17 protein-coding genes are annotated in these 23,815 nt (G+C 47.9%); 14 read left to right on the forward strand and 3 right to left on the reverse strand.

Annotation, left to right across the window (positions count from 1 at the left end; all coding sequences use genetic code 11):
* Positions 1–181 precede the first annotated feature (181 nt).
* From ACLHR0_RS17920 to ACLHR0_RS17940, 5 genes are all read left to right on the forward strand, one after another.
* Entirely contained in the window at positions 182–3,394 is a 3,213-nt protein-coding gene (locus tag ACLHR0_RS17920; protein WP_436488372.1) for a TonB-dependent receptor, read from the forward strand.
* A gap of 38 nt (positions 3,395–3,432) precedes the next feature.
* Positions 3,433–4,836 (forward strand): RagB/SusD family nutrient uptake outer membrane protein, encoded by a 1,404-nt coding sequence (locus ACLHR0_RS17925; RefSeq protein ID WP_436488374.1) that lies wholly within the window; start codon positions 3,433–3,435, stop codon positions 4,834–4,836.
* A gap of 11 nt (positions 4,837–4,847) precedes the next feature.
* Positions 4,848–6,644, forward strand: coding sequence for a TlpA family protein disulfide reductase (locus tag ACLHR0_RS17930; protein ID WP_436488376.1), 1,797 nt, complete (start codon positions 4,848–4,850; stop codon positions 6,642–6,644).
* 94 nt (positions 6,645–6,738) lie between these two features.
* Positions 6,739–7,503, forward strand: a complete 765-nt coding sequence (locus tag ACLHR0_RS17935) for an SDR family NAD(P)-dependent oxidoreductase (RefSeq protein WP_436488378.1) — start codon at positions 6,739–6,741, stop codon at positions 7,501–7,503.
* A 224-nt stretch (positions 7,504–7,727) separates the two neighbouring features.
* Complete coding sequence (locus ACLHR0_RS17940) at positions 7,728–10,142, forward strand: ABC transporter permease (protein ID WP_436488380.1); 2,415 nt, start codon at positions 7,728–7,730, stop codon at positions 10,140–10,142.
* Here ACLHR0_RS17940 and ACLHR0_RS17945 read toward each other — a convergent pair whose 3' ends face one another.
* On the reverse strand, positions 10,143–11,453 hold the full coding sequence (locus ACLHR0_RS17945) for a sensor histidine kinase (RefSeq protein WP_436488382.1): 1,311 nt from the start codon (positions 11,451–11,453) through the stop codon (positions 10,143–10,145).
* A gap of 359 nt (positions 11,454–11,812) precedes the next feature.
* On the opposite strand from ACLHR0_RS17945, the gene ACLHR0_RS17950 reads away from it, so the two are divergent.
* From ACLHR0_RS17950 to ACLHR0_RS17980, 7 genes are all read left to right on the forward strand, one after another.
* Entirely contained in the window at positions 11,813–12,403 is a 591-nt protein-coding gene (locus ACLHR0_RS17950) for an RNA polymerase sigma factor (RefSeq protein ID WP_370911593.1), read from the forward strand.
* Between the two features lie 309 nt (positions 12,404–12,712).
* Positions 12,713–13,648 carry a FecR family protein gene (locus tag ACLHR0_RS17955; RefSeq protein WP_436488384.1) on the forward strand — a complete coding sequence of 312 codons (936 nt, stop codon included), beginning with the start codon at positions 12,713–12,715 and terminating at the stop codon, positions 13,646–13,648.
* Positions 13,649–13,782: 134 nt separating this feature from the next.
* On the forward strand, positions 13,783–17,115 hold the full coding sequence (locus ACLHR0_RS17960; protein WP_429046199.1) for a SusC/RagA family TonB-linked outer membrane protein: 3,333 nt from the start codon (positions 13,783–13,785) through the stop codon (positions 17,113–17,115).
* An 18-nt stretch (positions 17,116–17,133) separates the two neighbouring features.
* Complete coding sequence (locus ACLHR0_RS17965; RefSeq protein ID WP_436488386.1) at positions 17,134–18,930, forward strand: RagB/SusD family nutrient uptake outer membrane protein; 1,797 nt, start codon at positions 17,134–17,136, stop codon at positions 18,928–18,930.
* A 63-nt stretch (positions 18,931–18,993) separates the two neighbouring features.
* Positions 18,994–20,109: a glycoside hydrolase family 76 protein gene (locus ACLHR0_RS17970; RefSeq protein WP_436488388.1), complete on the forward strand. Its 1,116-nt coding sequence runs from the start codon at positions 18,994–18,996 to the stop codon at positions 20,107–20,109.
* A 60-nt stretch (positions 20,110–20,169) separates the two neighbouring features.
* Positions 20,170–21,048, forward strand: a complete 879-nt coding sequence (locus ACLHR0_RS17975; RefSeq protein WP_436488390.1) for a hypothetical protein — start codon at positions 20,170–20,172, stop codon at positions 21,046–21,048.
* A 48-nt stretch (positions 21,049–21,096) separates the two neighbouring features.
* Entirely contained in the window at positions 21,097–21,906 is an 810-nt protein-coding gene (locus tag ACLHR0_RS17980) for an alpha/beta hydrolase (RefSeq protein ID WP_436488392.1), read from the forward strand.
* Position 21,907: 1 nt separating this feature from the next.
* On the opposite strand, the gene ACLHR0_RS17985 is transcribed toward ACLHR0_RS17980, so the two are convergent.
* Positions 21,908–22,654: a DeoR/GlpR family DNA-binding transcription regulator gene (locus ACLHR0_RS17985; protein ID WP_436488394.1), complete on the reverse strand. Its 747-nt coding sequence runs from the start codon at positions 22,652–22,654 to the stop codon at positions 21,908–21,910.
* Positions 22,655–22,711: 57 nt separating this feature from the next.
* Here ACLHR0_RS17985 and ACLHR0_RS17990 point away from each other — a divergent pair, with 57 nt between their 5' ends.
* Together ACLHR0_RS17990 and ACLHR0_RS17995 are read left to right on the forward strand one after the other, a co-directional pair.
* The gene (locus ACLHR0_RS17990; RefSeq protein ID WP_436488396.1) at positions 22,712–23,032 is read left to right on the forward strand and encodes an NUDIX domain-containing protein; all 321 of its coding nucleotides are present in this window, start codon (positions 22,712–22,714) and stop codon (positions 23,030–23,032) included.
* Positions 23,033–23,041: 9 nt separating this feature from the next.
* On the forward strand, positions 23,042–23,290 hold the full coding sequence (locus tag ACLHR0_RS17995) for a hypothetical protein (protein ID WP_436488398.1): 249 nt from the start codon (positions 23,042–23,044) through the stop codon (positions 23,288–23,290).
* Positions 23,291–23,310: 20 nt separating this feature from the next.
* On the opposite strand, the gene ACLHR0_RS18000 is transcribed toward ACLHR0_RS17995, so the two are convergent.
* The gene (locus tag ACLHR0_RS18000; RefSeq protein WP_436488400.1) at positions 23,311–23,679 is read right to left on the reverse strand and encodes a winged helix-turn-helix transcriptional regulator; all 369 of its coding nucleotides are present in this window, start codon (positions 23,677–23,679) and stop codon (positions 23,311–23,313) included.
* Between the last annotated feature and the right edge of the window lie 136 nt (positions 23,680–23,815).

Below are 23,815 nucleotides of genomic sequence, written 5' to 3' on the forward strand. Positions count from 1 at the left end.
TAAAAAAACCGGAGGTGATTGGACCCACCCCCGGCGAATATGTCCGGATGATAGTAGCACTAAGCTTGTACATACTTGAATACTGATTATCCATCCTAACAAATGCAAATCTATGCAATTGAATTATTATGGTAAAGTCCTTTCTATGCCTGGACTTTCCCCAACCAAAATTGCACTTACTATGAGATTAACGATTGTTCTCATGATTGTGGCGACATTGAAAGTATCTGCGGGTGCCTTTGGTCAAACAGTGTCTGTATCGGTGAAAAACGCGCCGATGGAAGAGGTGTTTACCTCCGTAAAACAGCAAACCGGCTACCTGTTCTTTTACGACCGGGACTTGCTGCGCACCGTGAAACCGGTTACCATCAAGGCGGAAAACACCAGGCTGGCAGACTTCCTTACCGAAATCTTTAAAGGCCAGCCACTGGATTACACAATCAAAGACAAAACAATTTTCATCAAAAAGAAAGCGCTGCCCGCAGGCAGCAACAACATCAGCACCGCACCGGAAGCCACTCAGCAACCGGTGACGGGTGTGGTGAAAGATGCCGCAGGTAACCTGCTTATCGGGGTAACCATCAAGGTGAAAGGCTCTAATATTGGTACCATCACGGATGAAAACGGACATTTCTCTCTCGCAGCAGGTCCCGGCGATGAACTGGTGCTAACCTACGTCGGCTACGAACCATATACTGTTCGTATCGGGAACTATGGCCCATTACAGCTGTTCCTTCGCCAACGCGCCAGCAGCCTGGACGAAACTGTAGTGATTGGCTACGGCACCACCAGCAAACGCAATAACACCGGATCGGTATCCAGCCTAAAGGCGGAAGACATTGCCTCACAGCCGGTAATGGACCCGCTGGCCGCCATGCAGGGCCGGATGGCCGGTATGTTGATATCATCTTCTAATGGGTTACCCGGATCCAGCTTTAAAGTAGTGATAAGAGGACAAAGTTCTGTTGGCCGCCCAAACGATCCGCTGTACATCATTGATGGTGTACCCTTTTATTCTGATCCGCTGAACCAGTTTACTTCTGCCAACGGTAATCAAAGCCCGCTGGCTACCATCAATCCTTCAGATATTGAACGTATCGACGTGTTGAAAGATGCAGATGCTACCGCTATCTACGGTTCCAGGGGTGCCAACGGTGTAGTGCTCATCACCACCAAAAGAGGTAAATCAGGTAAAACACAGGCTAACTTCAACGTATACACGGGCGCAAATAAAGTAGTGAATACCGTGAAAATGCTTAATACGCCCGAATACATTGCCATGCGTAAGGAAGCCTTCAAAAACGATAATAAACCATACGACGAAGATGTTGCACCAGACCTGACCCTTTGGGATCAGCAACATACCACCGACTGGCAAAAGTTCATGATCGGGGGCACTGGTCATACTACGGAAGCACAGGGTTCAGTGTCAGGGGGCAATGAACAAACACAGTTTATATTAAGCGGTACGTATCACAAGGAATCAACGGTAATGCCTGGAAGCCTCGGCTACCAGCGCGGTGCAGGCCACTTCAATTTAAATCACAGCAGCGCCGATGGTAAGTTTAACATCAGCACTTCTGTGAACTATTCCGCCAATAAAGATAATTCGCTGGCAAGTGATCTTACCACTTTCTTTAACATGTCGCCAAATTACCCGCTGTATGACTCCGCCGGTAAATATTATTGGTTTTCAACAGCTCAAAATCCACAGGCATACCTGTTGCGCCGTTCTGAAGTAAATACTAATAACCTCGTGGCCAACAGCACCATCAGGTATACTATCCTGCCTGGACTGAATCTGAAAACCAGCCTCGGATATAATAAATCCAATATGAAGCAGGTGCAGGTATATCCGGATGCTACCTTTAATCCGCTTACTTCCACCGGGAGTATGTCGTACTTCGGTAATGCCGATGTCGGATCTTACATCATAGAACCACAGATAGATTATAACAAAACCATCGCAAAAGGCGATCTGCAGGTAATGGTGGGCGGTACCTGGCAACAAACCATTAAACAGGGACAGTCCGTAAAAGCAACCGGCTTTTCCAGTGATGCACTGCTGGAAGACCAGCAGGCGGCCGGTCTCGTCCTCCCTAATCCATCGCAATACTCCTTTTACCGCTACACATCCGTTTTCGGAAGGATCAATTATAACTGGGACGGAAAATACCTGGTGAATGCCACTTATCGCCGTGATGGCTCCACCCGCTTCGGCCCCGGCAACCGTTTTGGTAATTTCGGCGCTATAGGCGCTGCCTGGATATTTACCAAAGAAGGTTTTATGAAAGATGTGAGCTTCCTCAGCTTTGGTAAACTTCGTGCAAGCATCGGCCTTACAGGTAATGATAACATAGGTGACTACAAGTATCTCGACAGCTGGACTTCCAATCCCTATCCTTATGATGGCGTACCCGGACTCGCACCTTCCCGGTTACCTAATCCATTATATAAATGGGAGGAAAACCGTAAAAAAGAAATAGGACTGGAGCTGGGATTCCTGAAAGACAGGATACTGTTTAACACCAACTATTATCATAACATTTCCGGTAATCAACTGGTGGAGAATCAGCTTACCCCGCAGGTGGGATTCCCCTCTATCACTGCCAACTTTCCAGCAACTGTGCTTAACAGCGGATGGGAATTTGAAGTGAATACTATTAATATTCAGCGACCTGGCTTTACCTGGAAATCATCGTTAAACCTGACGGTAAGTAAAAACGAATTGAAATCGTTCCCGGGCATTGAAGGCTCTGCTTACAAAGACTTGTACGTAGTTGGACAGTCACTGACCATTGTAAGAGGATACAAGTTTGTGGGTATTGATCCCGAAACAGGCCTGGCACAGTTCTTCAGTAATAGCGGCACCACCACCGATCCGGCGGAATTTGACGACTACGTAACACTGGGTAAAACGATGCCTGCATATTACGGTGGGTTACAAAACAGCTTTACTTATAAAGGCATTAGTCTTGATTTCCTGCTGCAGTTTGTAAAACAGGAAGGCCCGCAAATTGGCTATGGATACAGTAGTCCGGCCATCGGCACATTTGCCAACCAGGACCTGCGCGCACTCGACCGGTGGAAAAATAAAGGCGACAACGCAAATGTGCCCGGCGCTACTACCTCCGCAGGAACGGCTAACTACAGGAACTACAGCCTCTCTACCGCCAGTTGGGGCGATGCTTCTTATATCCGCCTGAAAAATGTTTCGGTGAGATATGACCTGTCGAAATATACCAAACGTTGGAAAGTTAATAATATCAGTGTTTATGCACTGGCGCAAAACCTGCTCACCTTTACCAACTATAAAGGTCTTGACCCTGAAACACAGGGTATGGTAATGCCGCCATTGAAAGCATATACCATCGGCTTTCAGTTTGCTTTATAAAGAATATTCCTGTTTTGCAGATCATAAAAAGATTTACCATGAAACGAATTCATATATTTTTAATCGGCGTCCTCCTTTTCAGCAGCAGCTCCTGCAGCAAGTATGTGGATACGCCGTTACCAAAGAATGAGCTGGTATCCGGACTGGTGTTTACAGATGATAAAACTGCTACGGCCGCTGTTACCGGTTTATATGGCACCATGTACTCGTTCAACTACCAGTTTGCAAATGTGCTCATCAACTACCTGACTGCTATGCAGGCAGATGATATGGCTTATTTTTCCAGCTTCGCCAACTACGATGTTTTTAAAGAAAACAGGTTACTGCCCAGCAGCCAGTATGTACAAAGTATGTTTGCGGATCTTTACAGTTATATCTACCAGACAAATGCCTGCGTGGAAGGGCTTTCCACAGCAACCGCATTAACGCCTTCTGTGAAGAGCCAATTAATGGGAGAGTCCCTGTTCATGCGTGCATTCTGTTATTTTTACCTGGTAAATATGTATGGAGATGTACCCCTGATCACCGGCACCGATTACAAAGCAAATGGTGTGAAACCACGCGCACCACGTGCAGACGTGTATAATGCTATCATCACGGATCTTAAAGCGGCAGTGGAATTAATGGGAGATGATTATCCTACGGGGCAGCATATACGCCCGGATAAATCTGTAGCCAACGCTTTACTGGCAAGGGTTTACCTGTATAATCAAAATTGGGCGCTGGCAGAAACCACCGCATCACTGGTTATCGGCAATGGCCATTATTCACTGGTAACAGATCTGAATAAAGTATTCCTGGCTAACAGCGATGAAGCTATCTGGCAGCTGCAGCCCCTCAATGTACTGGGTGGCCGCAATACCTGGGAAGGATTTACTTCCACACCAGCTATTAACCCTACCACGGGCGCCTTTGGTACCGCGGTATTCAGGTTGGATACTACCAACCTGATTAAAAAATACGAACCGAATGATCTGCGGCTTACGAAATGGATTGCCTCTAACAAGACCACTGCAGGCGTTACTGTTTACTTTCCCTATAAATACAAAGTAAGAACCAGCACCAGCGGCATTACCGAATACTCCATGGTAATGCGTCTTGCAGAACAATACCTCATCCGTGCGGAAGCCCGCATCCAGCAAGGAAAACTGGATGATGGCCGCGCCGACCTGGATGCTATCCGTCAACGCGCCGGTTTGCCCGGTTTGTCCGCTTCCCTCACACAACCCGCCCTGCTGCTGGCAGTGGAGCAGGAACGAAAAGTGGAATTGTTTGCAGAGTGGGGTCACCGTTGGTTTGACCTGAAACGTACCAAAAGGTCGGATGCGGTGCTGGGACCGATTAAAGGCGCCAACTGGCAGTCTACCGATACCCTGTACCCGATTCCTTCTGATGCCATCAGAACCAATGTTAACCTTACCCAGAACGAAGGGTACAAATAACCATTGCCGATATGAAGAAATTAACCATCCTACTTTTACTGGCTGCCATGGCAGCCGGTAAAATATATGCACAACAACGGGTAGTGATCACCCCGGAATATCCGGAACGTGGTCAGACCGTTACGGTCACTTACGATCCCGCTGCGCCGGGAGCTGGCATTCCGGTTACCGCTGCGCCGGTCACCCTCGTGTTTTCCTATTCCAACTTTTACAACCTTGCATGGCGCATGAATATGCAGCGTACCGGGAATAAATGGACCACCTCTTTTGTACTGGCCGACTACACCACCTTCGCTACCTTTTACCTGGAAAGCGGCGATGCTGTGGATAAGCCGGCAAAAGACCGGCACTACGAAGTAGCGGTGTATAAAAACAAAGTGCCCGTAAAAGACATGGCGCTGTACAAAGCTTACAGTCTTAGTGCGCAAATGGGCAAGTCTCCTCTACTGGCCGATAAACAGGCCGCGCTTTATAAAGAAGAACTGAAACGTTACCCGGACAACTACGAAGCAAAACTGCGCCTGCTTACCTACGAAATGAACAAGGCCACCAACGCCAAAGAAAAAGAAAAGTTCAAGGCACAGGCACACCAGGTGATTGCAGACAAATTTAACAGCGCGCCCACAACTCCCGGCAACATGAATAAGGTAACCATGGGCTACCTGATCATCGGCGAAAACTCCCGGCTGGACTCTATCCGGCGCGTAGTGATGGAACGCTACCCGGAATCCGCACTGGGCCGGGATATCATGACCGGCATCGTGGCGAAAGGAAAAGACACAGCCCGGCAGATCACCTTCTTTGAAAACGAACTGAAAAAGGAAACCCCGGAAAACAGGGAATCTTTCACAGAAATGCACGATGTCCTGTTTCAATATTATGCTGTAAGAAAAGACAGTAACAAAGCATTATATCATGCCCGTTTTATGACCACCGAAAAGGAAAATCCTTACAAGGTGATCACCTGGCAACAGATTGCGCAAACACTGCTGGATAATAACCTCTCGCTGGATACCGCACGCCGGTATGCACAACTGGCGTTAGACAGCGTACGCAGCTACCCGGTAGGCGTGATCCGTCATTTCCCGGAAACGGGATACATCTATCCGTATGCAGACGATAGTACGCGTAATGCGGTGTATAATAAAGCCAGCCGGCATCTGGCATCTGTACTGGGTCTCATCGATATGAAACAGGGACGCCTGGCAGCAGCAGACAAACACATGGAACAAGCCGTGGATTATTATGCAGATAAAGAAACACTCGACAACGCGGAAACATATTACCAGCAAACCAATAATACCGCTCAACTGAACCAGCTGCAGGAGTTCCGGAAAAAAATACTGATAGAAAAAGTAAAGAAACAACGGATCAACCGTCCCGCCCCGCCACTCAGCTCCTTTGTGGATATGAAAGGTCAGCCGGTATCAGCCGCTTCACTGAAAGGCAAGATCATACTGATCGACTTTTGGGCCACCTGGTGTGTACCCTGCATGCAGGAAATGCCCTACCTGCAGAAATTGTACGATCAATATAAACAACACCCCGATGTGGTTTTTATGATTGCCAACAGCGGCGCCCGCAACACCCTGGGCGACGCGCAGGGCTGGAGCGGTAATAAAAAATATTCCTTCCCGGTGTATTATAATACCGACCCGGCCACAGGAGATAAGTTCAAGTTTAACATCATTCCTGCTTCCTATCTCATCAACAAAGAAGGAAACATCATTTTCGCCAACATCGGCTTTGAAGGACCGGAAGTGGAAGAAAAACTGAAACAGCAGCTGGAGATCCTGTTAAACGACTAAATACTTAAACGGGTACCATTAAATACTTAAGTAGTCACCATAACCAGCCGGAAAGATTCCCGGAAATTTGTCTTATCAAAAAAAATAAAACAAAATGGCAACAAAAAACAAAATAGCCCTGGTTACTGGTGGCAGTCGCGGATTAGGTAAGAATATGTCTTTACAACTCGCTAAAAGCGGGCACGATATCATCCTTACTTACAGAAGCAACCAGGCGGAGGCCGACAAGGTAGTAGCAGAAATCCAGGCTATCGGGCAAAAAGCCATCGCCTACCAGCTGGATACCGGCGACACAAAATCGTTCGATGGATTCCTGGCAACAGTTGCGGCGCACCTGCAGGAAAACACCGGCGAAGGCAAATTCGATTTCCTGGTAAACAATGCGGGCATCGACAGAAGCTCCCTCATCCCCGATACTACGGAAGAAGATTTTGATGAGCTGTATCAGGTGCACTTAAAGGGCGTATACTTCCTCACACAGAAAGCATTGCCTTTTATTAATAACAATGGTCGTATCATTAATTTGTCGACCGGCCTGGCGCGGTTTGCCACACCCGGATATGCCGCCTACGCTTCCATGAAAGGCGCCATAGAAGTGTTTACCAGGTACCTGGCTAAAGAAGTGGGTGCGCGCGGCATTACTGCCAATGTAGTAGCTCCCGGCATTATTGAAACAGATTTTACAAAATCCGTTTTTGAACATGCACCACAGGCAATTAAACATATTGCTGCCCAAACAGCCCTTGGACGCACCGGCGTACCGGACGATATTGGCGGCGTGGTAGCGTTCCTGTGTACCGAAGAAGCCCGCTGGATCACGGCGCAACGTATTGAAGCTTCGGGAGGCATGTTCCTGTAATAGAGTAAAACAAATTATGCAGCACGGCGGGTTTCCTGCCGTGCTTTTTTTATATCGGGCGATTAAAATAGGTTTATTTTTGGCTGTTGCCACTTAATAAACCATGACCGTAATCGGACACCTGCTGTATTGAAACCGGGCATCCGGTAGTCGTGTATTGATGTTAAAGTGCTGATTATCATGTCTCCTGATTTCCGGCATCCAATTAGAACGCCCTGCATATTATGTTTAAGAATTACTTCAGCATTGCACTCAGGAACCTTTGGAGAAACAAAGGTTTTTCAGCCATCACTATATTCGGGCTGGCTATTGGCATGACCACCTGTTTACTTATCACTTTGTTCGTAACAGATGAGCTGAGCTACGACCGGTTCAATAAAAAAGCCGACAGGATCTATCGTATCAATGCTGATTTCTTTGTAAACGGCAATGCCTTTAAAGAAAGATTCAGCCCCAGCCAGCTGGGCCCGGTGCTGCTGCAGGAATATCCCAACGTGGAAAACTATGTACGATTTATCCGCCAGGGAAGTATCCTGGTAAAAAAAGGGAACACCACCCTGGTAGAAAAAAATGCCTGCTTTGCAGATTCCACCCTGTTCGATGTATTCAGCTTGCAGATAATCAGCGGCGACCCTAAAACCGCGCTCACCCAACCTAATACCATGGTCATCTCCGAACGGATGGCACTCAAATACTTTAATAGCACCGATGTAGTGGGTAAAACACTGCAAACAGATAATGTGGCCACTTACCAGATCAGCGGTGTAATAAAAGATGTGCCGGATCAGTCGCACCTGCACTTCGATTTTGTGCGCGCCATGTCCGAATTACCCGAAAGCCGGGAAAACGGCGGATGGATGTCAGACAACTACGCCACCTATGTATTAATGCGGGAAGGCGCCACCGGCGCGCAACTGCAAAGCTATGTGGATGCCGTTACCAAAAAATATATGGAGGGGCCGCTGAAGAAAATGACCGGCAGTACCTTTGCAGATCTCCAAAAATCAGGGGGGCATTTTGGATATAACCTGCTGCCGCTCGCAAGCATTCATTTATATTCCCCGCTGGCCGATGAAGCAGAACCTTCCGGCAATATTCAATATGTGTACATCTTCATTGCGGTGGCGATCATCATTCTGCTGATTGCCTGCGTTAACTTCATGAACCTCTCCACCGCCCGCTCAGCCGGGCGCGCCAAAGAAGTAGGGGTGCGGAAGGTGCTGGGTTCCCAACGGTCTTCCCTGATTTTCCAGTTCCTTACGGAGTCTACGCTGACCAGCTTCTTTGCCCTGATACTGGCAGTGGCATTCGCCATTTTACTGCTCCCGTATCTCAACCAGCTGTCAGGAAAAAACATTACGCTGGAGGCGGGGTATTTTTTATGGCTGCTGCCTTTCCTGCTGGTAACTGCTGGTGTGATCGGGTTGCTGGCTGGCAGTTATCCCGCCTTTTTCCTGTCGGGCTTTGAGCCTATCAAAGTGCTGAAAGGCCGGTTGAACAGCGGTTTCAGGAACGGATGGTTGCGGAACAGCCTCGTGGTTTTCCAGTTTGCTTCTGCTATCCTGTTGATTGTAGGCACGCTGGTGATCAACAGTCAGCTGAATTATATACGGAATAAAAAGCTTGGTTATGACCGCGAACAGGTGCTCATCCTGGGCAATACCCAGTCGTTGTGGACACATGCCCGCAACTTTAAAAATGAAGTGCTGAACATACCAGGTGTGGAATCGGGTACCATGACCGGCTCTTTGCCTACCGATATAAGACAGAACACCAATATCTATTCAAAAGATGCCGCCCGCAGCACCGGGCAGGTAACCGGCGTACCGGAATGGTATGTGGATGCGGATTACATCCACACAATGGGCATGCAAATGGCCAGTGGCCGGAATTTCTCGCCAGACATGCCTTCCGATACTTTTGCTGTATTGCTCAATGAAACGGCAGCCCGGTTATTTGATTTCAGGGATCTGAATGAAAAGTATCTCTATGCCGATGGAGACAGGCCGCTGAAAGTAATAGGAGTGGTAAAAGATTTCAATGCCGGTAGCTTAAGGAATAAAATACCGCCAATGGTGTTCCGGCTACGGGAAAATTTCCAGTCAATGGCATTCCGCATCCAGACCAGTAATATCCAGGGACTCATTGCAAAGATAAAAACCGCTTACGAAGCGCAGCCGGGTATGGGTGGGCAGCCATTCGTCTATTCTTTTCTTGATGACGATTTTAACCGCCTCTATATTGCAGAACAGCGTACAGGCAGGATCTTCATTTCCTTTGCCATATTGGCCGTATTAATTGCGTCCCTGGGAGTATTCGGGCTGATCACTTATGCAGCGGAACAACGTACCCGGGAAATAGGCATCCGCAAGGTGCTGGGCGCGTCAGTAACGGGTATTGTGGCCATGCTGTCGAAAGACTTCCTGAAACTGGTATTGGTGGCTGTTGTTATTGCCAGTCCGCTTGCCTGGTATGTGATGAGCCGGTGGCTGCAGAATTTTGCCTACCAGGTAAAAATGAGCTGGACAACCTTTGTATTGGCCGCGTTTATTGCGATCGCCATCACCATTTTAACTGTTAGCTACCGGGCTATCAGGGCTGCTACGGCCAACCCGGTGAACAGCCTCAAAGCAGAATAATCAGTTGGCCAGCGGAAGTTCCAGGTAAAAGGAGCTTCCGCCTTCGCGGTTGTTTTCAAACCAGATCTGTCCCTCCTGCGCGGTGGTATATTCCTTACAGAGGAATAACCCCAGTCCAATCCCTTTTTCATTATCTGTTCCGAAAGTGGAACGTACTTTCAGGGAGAAAATATCCGGTTGCCTGGACAGGTCAATACCCACACCGCTGTCTCTCACTTCAATTAAGCATTTATTGCCGGCCCTGCTGGTTTTGATGAAGATGGTTCCACCGGAAGGGGTGAACTTGGCGGCATTGCCAAGCAGGTTACGCACAATCAGCTGCAGCATATTGATGTCGGCCATCACTTTTATAGACGCGTCTATATTGGTATCCAGGCTGATCTTTTTTTTGGATACCGCCATTTTGTTGATTTTAAGAATGGGATGTATGGCCGATGCCACGTCTACAGGAGTAAGATTTACATTGAGCCCGTCCATTTGCGTTTTAGACCATACAAGGATATTATATAGCATCTCCTGTGTGCTGTTGACCACGTACAGCAGTTCCGTTTCTATCTGGGTTTTATTTTCGGGGTCCAGTTCTATTTCCCGCATCAGCTGGAGGTACGATTGTATCGCTGCCAATGGGTTACGAAGGTCGTGCGAGATCAGCGAAAAGAGTTTGCTCTTTTCCGTGTTCATGATTTCAAGTGCGCGCGTTTTTTCTTCTCCCTGCTGCTTTTCTTTGTTATACGCATTTTTCAGGTAAACCGTTCCTACGAAAATTACGCACACGCAGATAATATAGGTAGGGGTCATATCTGCAAAAATGTCTTTCCTCGTTTTATAAACCGCATCTACCACCGCCGGGTGATAATATTCCCACATGATCAGCCCGAGTACGGTGAGCAGGTTCAGCGCCAGCCACCAGTAATATTGTTTCCGGGAGGAAATCAGCATGACCAGGAAGAACGCCAGGGTAAAGGACAACAGGGAGGCGCCCTGTATTCCCCCGCTGTAGAAATAGTTAATAGCGAAGCTCACGTTAATAACGATCGCGGCAATGGCTATACTGATATTTACCTTCTTCCGGTATCTCGACAAAAAATAAATAAAGGAGAATGCAGGCACCAGTAAAGCAAAGATGAGCGAGGTAACCGTAAGGCCGGTAATATAATTATATGGTACGTTAATGGCAATAATAAAGAGGGAAATAGCACATATCGCATTGAATATGCGGTTTTCCAGCGAGAACCGTCTGGGGTCTCCTATCAGGAAGTGTGAGAATTGTTTCAATCGTTGGGATATCGTTATGGTTCCGGGTGTTGACATGTTACTAATTTAAGCAAAAACAACTGCTGTTGGCAGTGAAAATGCCGGGCTCAGGATAATCATATTATTGTAATGTCACAATTTTTTCGCGGTTTTCTTTATACTACCTGATTAATTTTAAAAAAAATGCAGCGTGGCCAAAGAAAATCTGACCGCCATCAAAAGCAATATCCGCGCCATTATCTGTAAGCGAAGATAATATTGTCCCAAACGCGAAGGGGTATACGTAAAGACCATCCGTTTCCGTTACATTTTGCTAAATGCATTTTACAAAAGCGGGAAAGCTAAAATAATTATCATTAATTTTCGGCCGCGGGAGAGATGATGAGGTATTCACCCACTTTTAATATGCGCGAAAAATGATGAGTGATGGAGACTTATTACAGCTTATAAAAAGAGATGATACAGCTGCTTTTGAATCTATCTATGATAAATATTGGCAGGCCCTTTATTTAAAGGCTTGTCAGCGTGTGGATAAAGATGAGGCGAAAGACATGGTGCAGGAGGTGATGATTACGTTATGGAGAAGAAGGAACGATATCCGGGTAACGCAGGAGGGAGACCTGGGCCGGTACCTGTTCACCGCCATCCGGTACCGCGTGATCAGCCATTATGCCTTTAGTGCCGCAGAAATTAAAAAGGCGGATTTTTTTGATACTTTCGACGATTACATTGCGACCGATACATTAGAAACCAAAGAACTAAAAGCCAAAATCGAAACCGAGATCGGCAGGTTGCCTGCCCGCATGCAGCAGATCTTCCGCCTGAGCAGGGAGGATGATTACACCATCGCCGATATTGCAAAAACACTTAATATTTCAGAACAAACCGTAAAGAATCAGCTGACAGATGCCTTAAAACGCCTCCGTACTTCATTGAAAGCCTCTTCCACCGGCGACTGGACACTGGTATTAATCTACCTCTTCTCCCAGTTACATCAGCAACAGTAGTCCGCCGGATAAAGTTTTTCCCGGCGTGCAGGATTGGCCCGATGATCTAACCTTTTCCCTTTGTTACCGGCAGGCTCCCCGCAGGGGAGAGGCGGTACTGTGTCATCCATTGCCCGGGGCGCATCATTCATGCAGACGACGGGGCGTTCCCGGAATGGCTGTCCCCGGGAAGGCCATATCATTGGTGGTAAAGGGCTATCTCCCGGAGATGATCCGCTGCCAGGCATCCTTTTCCCGGAGGGAAAATATTTTTTAAACCGGACTAGTACCGGATATTATTTTTTCAGATAAGTAATAAAATCGCGCGCTTTGGAAGTCAGTAAAATCAGACAGCTTTTTAAAAAGTATATGCTGGGGCATAGCTCCGGACCGGAAAACCAACTCATAGAACAATGGTACCAGTCGTTCGATGCAGCAGCTTTACCAGAAATGGATGAGGCGGAGCAACAGCATATAAAACGCGAAATGTGGCTAAATATCCAGCCGCAAATTGAAGTCGCTAAAACGTTTTATCTTACCCGTGGCTGGAAAAGAGCTGCAGCGGCTGTATTGCTGCTGGCAGGCGCCGGGGCGGCCTGGTACCTGCTGCATCCACACCCGCGGGCTACCTGGACCACCTACGCTACCCGCACCGGTGAAAGAAAAACCATTCACCTCAACGACGGATCAATAGTGATGTTAAACGCCGGCTCCACGATCCGGATACCCGACAACCTCTCCAAAGAAAGAAAACTCGACCTGGTTGACGGGGAAGCCTTCTTTGATGTGAAAACAAATCCCGGCGTACCGTTCATTGTAGAAAGCGGTCCGCTCCAGACCACCGTACTGGGAACGTCTTTCAACATCGCCGCCTATAAAGAAATACACACCCTCAGCATAGGAGTGGTATCCGGCAAAGTAAGCATCTCTGGAAAAGCCTCACCCGCACACATCCTCGGGCAAAACCAGGAACTGGTGTACAACCGGAACAACGGGCAGATAAAAGTTTCACCGGTAGACGAACAACTGCCCGGATGGAAGGATGGCAAACTCGTTTTCAATGATGTTACTTTCCACGACATGGTGATACTGATGGAAAAAAATTTCGGCATCACCATCACCACCACACAGGAACATGTAAGAACCACCAGATATACCACGGAATTGCCAACAGATATGGCGCCCGAAAAAGCAGCACAGGTGCTGGCGGCGATCCATCATCTGAAAGTACGCACGATCAATCAGCACACCGTTATTTACGAATAATAAACAATGTATCACCAAAGCTAATCGCTTAAAACAACTACGTATTAATGCCACGTAAATGGAACCTTTTGTTAATGCTAACAATTAATGCCTAACCACGTATGAAGAAAATTGTAAAAAATTTCAGAAAACGAATGCTTGCAGTCGTTTTGGCCCTGACGTGTGTCCCAGCCATACTGCCGGTATACGCCGGCCAGGGACAAATCCTGCAGGAAACCAGCGTCACCATTGCATTGAAAGGAGGTAGCCTGGAATCTGCCATCAGGGACCTGCACCGCCATACAAAAATTAATTTTGCCTACGACAGGCAACTGCTCAGCGGCTACAAAGTAGAAGGGTACTCGTTTTCCAACGAGCGACTGGACTACGTTCTCGAAAAATTACTGCAACACAAATCCCTCGGATATGCAGAAGTAAATGATATTGTAGTCATCAGTAAACTCACTGCCCCCAAAGCGGCCATGACCCGCCAGGAAGTAGTGGTGTCCGGTGTGATCAAAGATGAAAACGGTAAACCACTTCCCGGCGTAAGCGTAGCTGTAAGGGGCGTAAGCACCATGACCACCACCGACGCCAACGGACGTTACAAGATCATCGTAAACGCTGCTACCGATGTACTGGCATTCAGCTTCATTGGTTATGAAACGGCAGAAATAGTAGCCGGCAGTCAAACTACCATCAACGTACAACTGAAAGTAGCCAGCAAATCACTCGGCGAAGTAGCCGTAGTGGGTTTCGGTACCCAGCGTAAAGTAAGCCTGGTAGGCGCCCAGTCCACTATCCGCCCGGCGGAATTTAAACAGCCGGCATCAGACATCTCTTCCATGCTGGCAGGCCGCATCGCCGGCGTAATAGGCGTGCAGCGTACCGGCGAACCCGGTAAAGGCAGCGCCGATATCTGGATCCGCGGTATCTCCACCTTCGGAGGCGGTAATAAAGCAACGCCCCTCATCCTCGTGGATGGTGTGGAAAGATCGATTAACAACATTTCACCGGAAGACATTGAGTCCTTTACCATCCTTAAAGATGCCGCCGGTACCGCCGTATATGGCGTGCGCGGCGCCAATGGTGTTATTCTCCTGAAAACAAAAACAGGGAAAGTAGGTAAACCACAGATCTACTTCGATTATAATGAAGGCGTAAACTCCTTTACCAAACGACCGGAAATGCTCGATGGTGTTACTTATATGAACCTCGCCAACGAAGCCTCTACCACCCGCAACCACAACCCGGTGTTCTCCGAAGAAACTATCGAAAAAACAAAAAGTAACGTGGACCCGCTGTTATACCCGAACGTAAACTGGATGGATGCTGTATTCAATAAATACGGTCATACCCGCAGCGCTAACCTCAACGCCAGCGGCGGTGTGGAAAATGCACAGTACTACGTATCACTCGGCTACTATAACGAAAGCGGCTTCCTGAAAACAGACGACCTGGAGAAGTACAATTCTTCCTTAAAATATAACCGCTATAACTTTACGTCTAACCTGAACCTGAAAGTTACAAAGTCCACCAAGCTCGATGTAGGCCTGCAGGGATACTTCTCCAACGGTAACTACCCCGGCATTAACACCCACGATATTTTCCAGAGCGCGATGGACGCCTCTCCGGTGGTGTATCCTGTAATGTACCCTGGTGGCTTCGTTCCCGGTCGCTCGGCCAACGGCGGCTTCAGGAATCCTTATGCCGACCTTACCCGCAGAGGCTATCGCAACGAATTCAGGAACCAGCTGTACTCTAATATCCGGGCTACGCAAGACCTGAAATCCATTACGGAAGGGTTGTCGGCCACCGCGATGTTTGCCTTCGATGTATTTAACCAGAACTATATTACCCGCTCCAAACGCGAGGACACCTGGTTCCCGGATATGAACAATCCGTACAAGCCGGATGGTACGCTTAACCTGTTGAAAACATTCACCGGTAATCAATACCTCGGCTTCGATAAAAACGATGGCGACCGGCAGACCACCCGCCAGTTTTATACAGAGGCCGCCATCAACTACGACCGTGGTTTTGGTAAACACCGCGTAACCGGTTTGGGGCTGTTTTATACCAGCGATAAAACCAATACCCTCGCCGGCGACTTTATCAACTCCATCCCGGAAAGATACCTCGGCCTGGCAGGTAAAGCAGCCTATTCTTACGACGACCGTTACTTTATGGAATTCAATTTCGGCTACAACGGCTCGGAATTGTTTGCACCGGAAAACCGCTACGGATTTTTCCCCGCCATCGGCTTAGCCTGGGTACCTTCCAATGAACGTTTTTTTGAACCATTTAAAAACGCCATCTCCTTCCTGAAGTTCCGCTACTCCAACGGTAATACCGGTCTCGGTAGCGCAGAAGAACGTTTCCTGTATATCACCAAACTGAATGATAACGATCACGGCTATACGTTTGGAAAAGGTTTTAACGGCGGCAGTGGTATCAGCATCACCCGTTATGCATCGGATGTGCGCTGGTCTGTTTCCAACAAACAGGACCTGGGTATAGAACTGCGTACACTGAACGACCGTCTCCTTGTAAATGTGGATGTGTTCAAGGAACACCGTACCGGTATCTTCCTGCAACGCGCTTCCAACGTGGATTTCATGGGATTGGACAATCAGCAGTACGGTAACCTCGGCGCCGTGGAAAACAAAGGCTTGGACGCCAACCTGGAATACAATGCGCGTATCGGGAATGTAGAAGTATCGGTGCGAGGTAACATTACCTGGAACCAGGATAAAGTATTGGAAGATGACCGCCCGCCGCAGCTGTACCCATGGATGGAACACCGCGGCAATAATATCCTGGCGCGGTATGGTTATATCGCAGAAGGCTTGTTCATTGACCAGGCAGACATCGACAAAAGCGCCGTTCCGGGTTCCCGCTCACAGGTGAAACCGGGCGACATCAAATACAAGGATCTTAACGGAGACGGTAAGATCAACTCCTCCGATGAAACAAAGATCGGCCGCGGCGACGTACCCGCAATGGTGTATGGCTTCGGGTTAAATCTTGCCTACAAAGGATTTAATATTGGTTTCCTGTTCCAGGGAATCTCCGATGCCGATCGTATGCTGCAGGGCAGCGCCATCATTCCGTTCAATGGCGGTGGTGGAGAAAGCAACGCCTATAGCATTGCTACCGACAGGTGGACCCCTGAAAACCCACGACAGGATGCGTTTTATCCACGCCTTGCCTATGGCGAAGCAGAGAATGTAAACAACACACAGCCAAGCAGCTGGTGGGTAAAAGATGTGAGCTTCATCCGCCTGAAATCTGCGCAGATCGCCTACAACCTGCCCGCCAGTTTGCTGCAGCGCATAGGCGTCCGGAATTCATCTGTTTACTTACAGGGTATCAACCTGCTTACTTTCAGCAAGTTCAAATTGTGGGATCCTGAATTAAATACCGACAACGGTTCTACTTATCCAAATGTGAGAACCATTTCGCTGGGAGTAAACCTGAAATTTTAATCACGTAAGCAACTGATCATGAAAAAGCTATTATATATTTTACTGGGCATCGTGTTATTGACGTCGTGCAAAAAATACCTGGACCAGGTGCCGGACGACCGGCTAACCATCGAGGAAACTTTCCGTACCTGGGCTACCGCACAGAAATTCCTGAACAACGTGTATGTCCGCATACCGGATGAATTCGGACAACGCAACCCCGGCGATTACAACAACCGCGGCTTATGGACCGGTGGGTGCGATGAAGCAGATTATGTGTGGGGATTTGTACAATCCAACAGCGTAAACATCGGCAGCTGGGACGCCAAATCCGGTTTTGTGGGCGACTACTGGACCAATTTTTACCGGGGTATCCGCGCAGCCAGCGTATTTATTGATAACGCCGACAAAATAACAGATCTCTCACCGGATCTCATCACCCAATACAAAGCAGAGGCCCGGGCACTGCGCGCCATGTACTATTTTTACCTGATGCGTATATACGGTCCCGTTGTACTCATGGGTGAAAAGCCGGTAGAAGTGGATGCCAGTCTCCAGATGCCGCGCAACTCCTTTGATGAGTGCGTAGCCTATGTAACCTCCGAACTGGAAACAGCTGCGGCCAACTTACCGGTAATACCCAACAACGATCAGGACTACGGCCGGATCAGTAAAGGCATTGCACTGGCCTTCCGCGCCAATGCACTGATGTACAGCGCCAGCCCGTTGTTTAATGGCAACACCGATATGGCGGCCCTGAAAAACACGGATGGCAAACAGCTGATCAGCCAGTCGTACGATGCCAATAAATGGAAACTGGCAGCAGACGCCTATAAATCTTTCCTCGATCAGTTTGTGCCTTCTACCTACAGTTTATTTAGGAAGAATAATGCAAAGGGAGAATTTGATCCTTATCTTTCCTGCAGGGATGTATTCCTGACCGACTGGAACCCGGAAGTGATTTTTGCCCGTCCTGCCAATTCGCTGAATTCCCGTCAGTACGAAATGACGCCGTTCCACAGCGGCGCGCCTTCCAGCGATGTACGGGGAAGCGGCGGCTTAGGCGCTACCCAGAATATGGTAGACGCATTTTTTATGAAGAATGGCAGAAGCATTGATGACCCGTTATCGCAGTATGTAAAAACAGGCTATTCAGATTTTACCGGTCCTAACGAAACGGCGCCCAGTAATATCTATAACCAATGGGTAAACCGCGAGCCCCGTTTTTATGTAAACATCACTTATGATGGAAGCACCTGGCTCAATAAATCTTTTGGGAATATCGTCACCCGCATCTACAATCACGGTAACTCCGGTAAAGCCACAGGCAATAACGATTACAGTCCTACCGGCTATATTGTACGCAAGGCGCAGGGCCTCGGCAAATGGGATGTAGGTGGCCGTACGCTGATGCTCATCCGCCTGGCGGAGATCTATCTCAGCTACGCAGAATGTGTGAATGAAGCCAATCCCGCCAGCCCGGAAGCACTGAAATATGTGAACCTCATCAGGGAAAGGGCAGGGATTCCGCAATACGGATCGGCAGAATTGCCGGCACCCGCCGGGCAAGCCGCCATCCGTGAAGCGATCCGCAAAGAACGCCGCGTGGAACTGGCTTTTGAAAATAACCGTTTCTTTGATGTACGCCGCTGGAAAATAGCAGAACAAACAGAAAACGGTCCTGTCTATGGTTTGAACATCGGATCTGATATGCCCGACTTCCTGCAGGTAGTGCCTTTTGAAACCCGCGTATTTGAAAGAAAACATTACCTGTTCCCACTGCCGGCAGATGATGTGGATAATGATAAACAACTGGTGCAAAATCCAGGCTGGTAAGTATATTTAAAGAACCACCGGAAGCCGGACTGTAGTACCGGCTCCCGGTTTTAACCCGATCATATGTATAAAATAACCTGTTTACTTTTTGCAGTATTGCTGCTGCACAGCAACTGCTCCAAAAGCAACGCAAAAGAAGATCCTGTTACGCCGGGACCAACGCCCACGGTATCTTTTACTACCAAAGATGCGGCTACTGCCTACGCCAGTTTTAACCAGTATTTCTACAGTACGGCCGACAAGCTCTATTACAGCAATACCGAAAAGAAAGGCATCGGCGCCATCTGGGTCCAGGCCATTTACTGGGACATGGCCATGAACGTATACACACGCACAAAAGATCCGGCCGATCTTCAACGCATCACCGATATCTTCCAGGGTGGTTATAACCGCTATGATAAATACAACTGGAACAATACCAAGGAATGGTTTATTTATGATGATATCATGTGGTGGGTTATTTCACTCGCCCGTGCCAGCCAGGTTACCAGCAACAAGGCATATCTCGACCTCTCCGTTTCGGGTTTCAAAAGGGTATGGGATGGATCTTATGATCCGGATAAAGGTGGCATGTTCTGGGACTTTAACCATAGCGGTAAAAACGCCTGTATTAACTTCCCCACGGTGATCGCCGCCATGACCCTGTATAAGATCACCGGCGAAGCCGCTTATCTTCAAAAAGCAAAAGACGTGTACAACTGGGGCATAAATAATCTCTATGATCCCGCTACCGGCAGGGTGGCAGATAATAATGTAAATGGTAACAAAGGCTGGTCCGATTACACCTACAACCAGGGCACGTTCATTGGAGCAGCCGTGATGTTGTACAAAGAAACCGGTACCGCGACTTATCTTGATCAGGCGAAGCTCGCCGCTACCTATACGCAGAAAACCATGAGCGATGTAAATGGTATTATGCCCGCCGAAGGCGACTGGAACGAACAGGGCATATTAAAGGCCATCTTCGGACAATATGTGATGACGCTGATCAACGATGCCGGTCAAACGCAGTTCCTGCCCTGGATCCAGAAAAATATCAACGCCGCCTGGGGGAACCGCGACGTTACCCGTGGGTTAACCTACCGCAACTATAAAGTGCCTTGTGTAACCGGCGTGCTGCAATCCTATGAGGCCAGCAGCGCAGTATACATGATGCAGATATGCCCTCCGGCAAATTAATGGCAACGCATCGTTTTCAGGAGGTAAAACGCTATTTTTGCGCTTTAATCAATATACCTCATGAAAACGATGTTGTTTTTTACGCTGACTTGTTTGTTCGCCTGTTTTGCTACCCCTCTTTTTGCCCAGGAACAGGAATTTATCTTCAATACCTGGTCGTTAAACAAAGATGATAGCCGGTATATTTTTGCAGATACGGCACTGGTACGTATGAGCCCGGATACCAAACAAGCCGCCATCGACACGCTGCTGGCCGGCGATGATATTACTACGGTGGAGGTATTGCCCGGCAAAATGCTCACACTCAAAGGTCTCACCCTTCCCTGGGTACAGATTAAATACAAAAAAGATGGTGTGGAAAAACAAGGCTACGTGTGGGAGGGGCTGATCTCTTTTCCTCCTATGCGCAGAGGCGACATGAAATTTGTATTTGCCTACGACCGCCGAGTGGATACACTGATCGGCAATGAAAAACATCCGCAGTATATTGTGAAATTAAAAGCCGTACAAGCCCGTAAAATCCTTGCTGCCACCACATTCCGGATAATGGATGATGAATCCGCCGGTTTTTCCTACGCGAAGGTAATGGCCGGTCTCGGTCTTACCAACGTGCAAAATATCGTATCTGTTGGCTTTGGTGGAGCAGCCTGTGGTGTCTCCACAAACTATTATTATTTCGCCTGGATGAAGGATGGACGGATCGCCGCACTGCCGGAAAGAATGGATGTGGGTGATGCCGGTGTATATTATCATGAGGAGTCTTTCATTTTCCCCGGCGAGAAAAACGGTCTACCAGATATCATCATCCTGAAAATGCATGAAGAAGAAGAAACAGATAAGCTGGATAAGAACGGGGAACCGGTTATGTCAGTAAAAGAAGAGCTTACCAAATACAGCTGGGATGGCGTAAACGGCACCTTCAAAAAACTGGGGAAGTAGAAGACCGCCGGTGATAACATGATTTGTGTTTCTTTGTATCTTACATAGATGTTAGCTGTAATGGTAAAATGGGTACTGAAAACAACAGGCGTACTGCTCCTCCTGTATGCAGCGGTTTGTGTCCTTGTGTATTTCATCCAGGAGCGCTTGCTTTTTTTCCCGGAGAGATTACCGCCTGCGTATGTTTTCCAGTTCCCTGAGCCCTTCGAAGAACGCACTATTACCACTGCTGATGGCACACAGTTAAACGGGCTGCTATTTAAATCCCGTGGCGACAAAGGCCTTATCTTTTATCTCCATGGTAACGCCGGCTCCCTTAGGTCGTGGGGAGAAGCCGCCAGGGTATATACACACCTCGGTTATGATGTATTTATGTTTGATTACCGCGGTTACGGGAAAAGTAGCGGTAAGATCCACAGTGAACAGCAGTTTTATGCTGATGCGCAAACTGCCTATGACAGCGTAAAAACAGTTTACCCGGAAAGTACGATTGTTATTCTCGGTTATTCCATGGGCACAGGTACCGCCGCACGCCTCGCAGCAGACAATCATCCCAGGCAACTCATCCTGCAGGCGCCCTACTTCAGCATGAAAGATATGGCCAGGTACTATTATCCCATGTTGCCTTCATTTTTATTGAAGTATACATTTCCTACTTACAGGAATATACAACGTGTTACCGTTCCCGTTACCATCTTTCATGGTGATAACGACGAAGTGATTTACTACGGCTCTTCCGAAAAACTGAAAGCATATTTTAAACCGGGAGATACACTGATCACACTGAAAGGGCAGCGGCATAATGGTATGACGGATAACCCCGAATACCAGGAGCGGCTGAAGGGGATATTGGAATAACTCATGCGCTTATCACCTTTACTCCCTTCTTCTTACAATACTTCAATGCGGCCGGATCGCCATCCGTAATAATTGCATCTACCAACTCCAGTCCTGCAAAATTCAGGTAGGAGGTTTTCCCTATTTTTCCTGCATCGCATAACAGGTACGTATAGTCACTTTGTGTAGCCAGTGCAGTGGCAATGGCTGCTTCTTTTTCGCTGTGTGCAAACAATCCCTGTGCCGAGAGGCCATCTACACCAATAAATGCCTTGCCTGCTTTATACCGTTGAATATGCTCTGTGGCCATTGTACCATGTATAGCCTGCCGGGCCGCATCGTATTCACCGCCGATAATGTTGAGGGATACTGCGGAATGTTGCAACTCAAATATCACCGGGAGGGAGTTGGTGATTACTTTAATCTTTTTGTTTTTTATAAACTGGCATAAGCGGAAAACAGTGCTGCCGCAATCCATGAAAATAATATCGCCGTCGTTGATTTCCGCTGCTGCTTTTCTGCAGATCTTATCTTTTGCTGCTTGGTTGGCTGCTGCTTTGTTCACAAATTCAAAGGGGGAATCCTGCCCGGTCACCGGGATAGCGCCGCCGTGGGTACGGTACAGCAGCCCGTCGTCCGACAACTGATTGAGATCCCGCCGGATGGTGATTTCTGAAATACCCAATGTCTGCGCCAGTTCGCCGGTGGCTACTTCTCCTTTCGCATGCAGCAGCGCCAGTATTTTTTGTTTTCTTAGCTGGAAATTCATTTTAAATAATTAACTTGATCAAAAATAATCAAAAACGATCATAATCGATCATTTAATATGAAAACAATTAATATTCTGGAAACAGCCATCCTGTCGGACAACTGGTACACGCTCAAGAAAATCACCTATGAAATGACCGGCAGCGATGGGGCAGTAGTGAAGCAAGAACGGGAGGCGTATGATCGCGGCAACGGAGCTACTATATTGCTGTATAATAAGGAACATGGCACCGTAGTACTAACGCGGCAATTCCGCATGCCTACCTATATCAATGGCAATGAAACGGGGTTGCTGATAGAATGCTGTGCCGGTTTGCTGGATGAAGATAATGCGGAAGAATGCATCCGCCGGGAAACGATGGAGGAAACCGGTTACTAGGTAACCGCGGTGGAGAAGGTATTTGAAGCGTATATGTCGCCGGGCTCTGTTACCGAGATCCTGTATTTTTTTGTGGCCGCATACACGAAAGAGCTGAAAGTTCACGAAGGCGGAGGACTGGAAGCCGAACAGGAAAATATAGAAGTGCTGGAACTGCCATTTACGCAGGCAATGGACATGATCCGCACCGGGGAAATCAGGGATGGGAAAACAATCATGCTGCTGCAATATGCGGCGCTTCATCACCTGTGTGGCTAAACGAAAAAGCAATGCAGGTATCAGTTATCCGCCAATACCACTTTGTTTTCATCTTTCATCAGTAAGGCCTGGTTCTTTTTGCCCCATTGATCCATGGCCTTTATCAATGGTAAAGTGCTTAGTCCTACTTCTGTCAGGTAATATTCTACTTTCAACGGGATACCGGCATATACTTTCTTGTACAGTATGCCAAGATCTTCCAGCTCCTTCAGGTGCATGGTGATTACGCGCATACTGGCGCCATCTACTTCCATCTCGCGGTGAATTTCACTTGGCCGCCTGATATCATCATGAATACACTCAATGATCCAGGCTTTCCATTTACCGCCCAATACCTTCATGAAAATGCTGATGCCACAGTGCAGCTCCGGGATTTTTTTCTCGTACATGGTGATTCATTTGCAGGAAAGATAAACATTTTACACTATTTCATAAAAGCGCATCGTCGTAATGCAACAGGGGAGTATACCGAAAAATTTTTCCATGGGTGAAACTTTTTTCGGTTATTGTCCGTCACCGCCATAG

It is taken from the genome of Chitinophaga sp. ARDCPP14, assembly GCF_051362515.1.
Taxonomy (GTDB): Bacteria; Bacteroidota; Bacteroidia; order Chitinophagales; family Chitinophagaceae; genus Chitinophaga.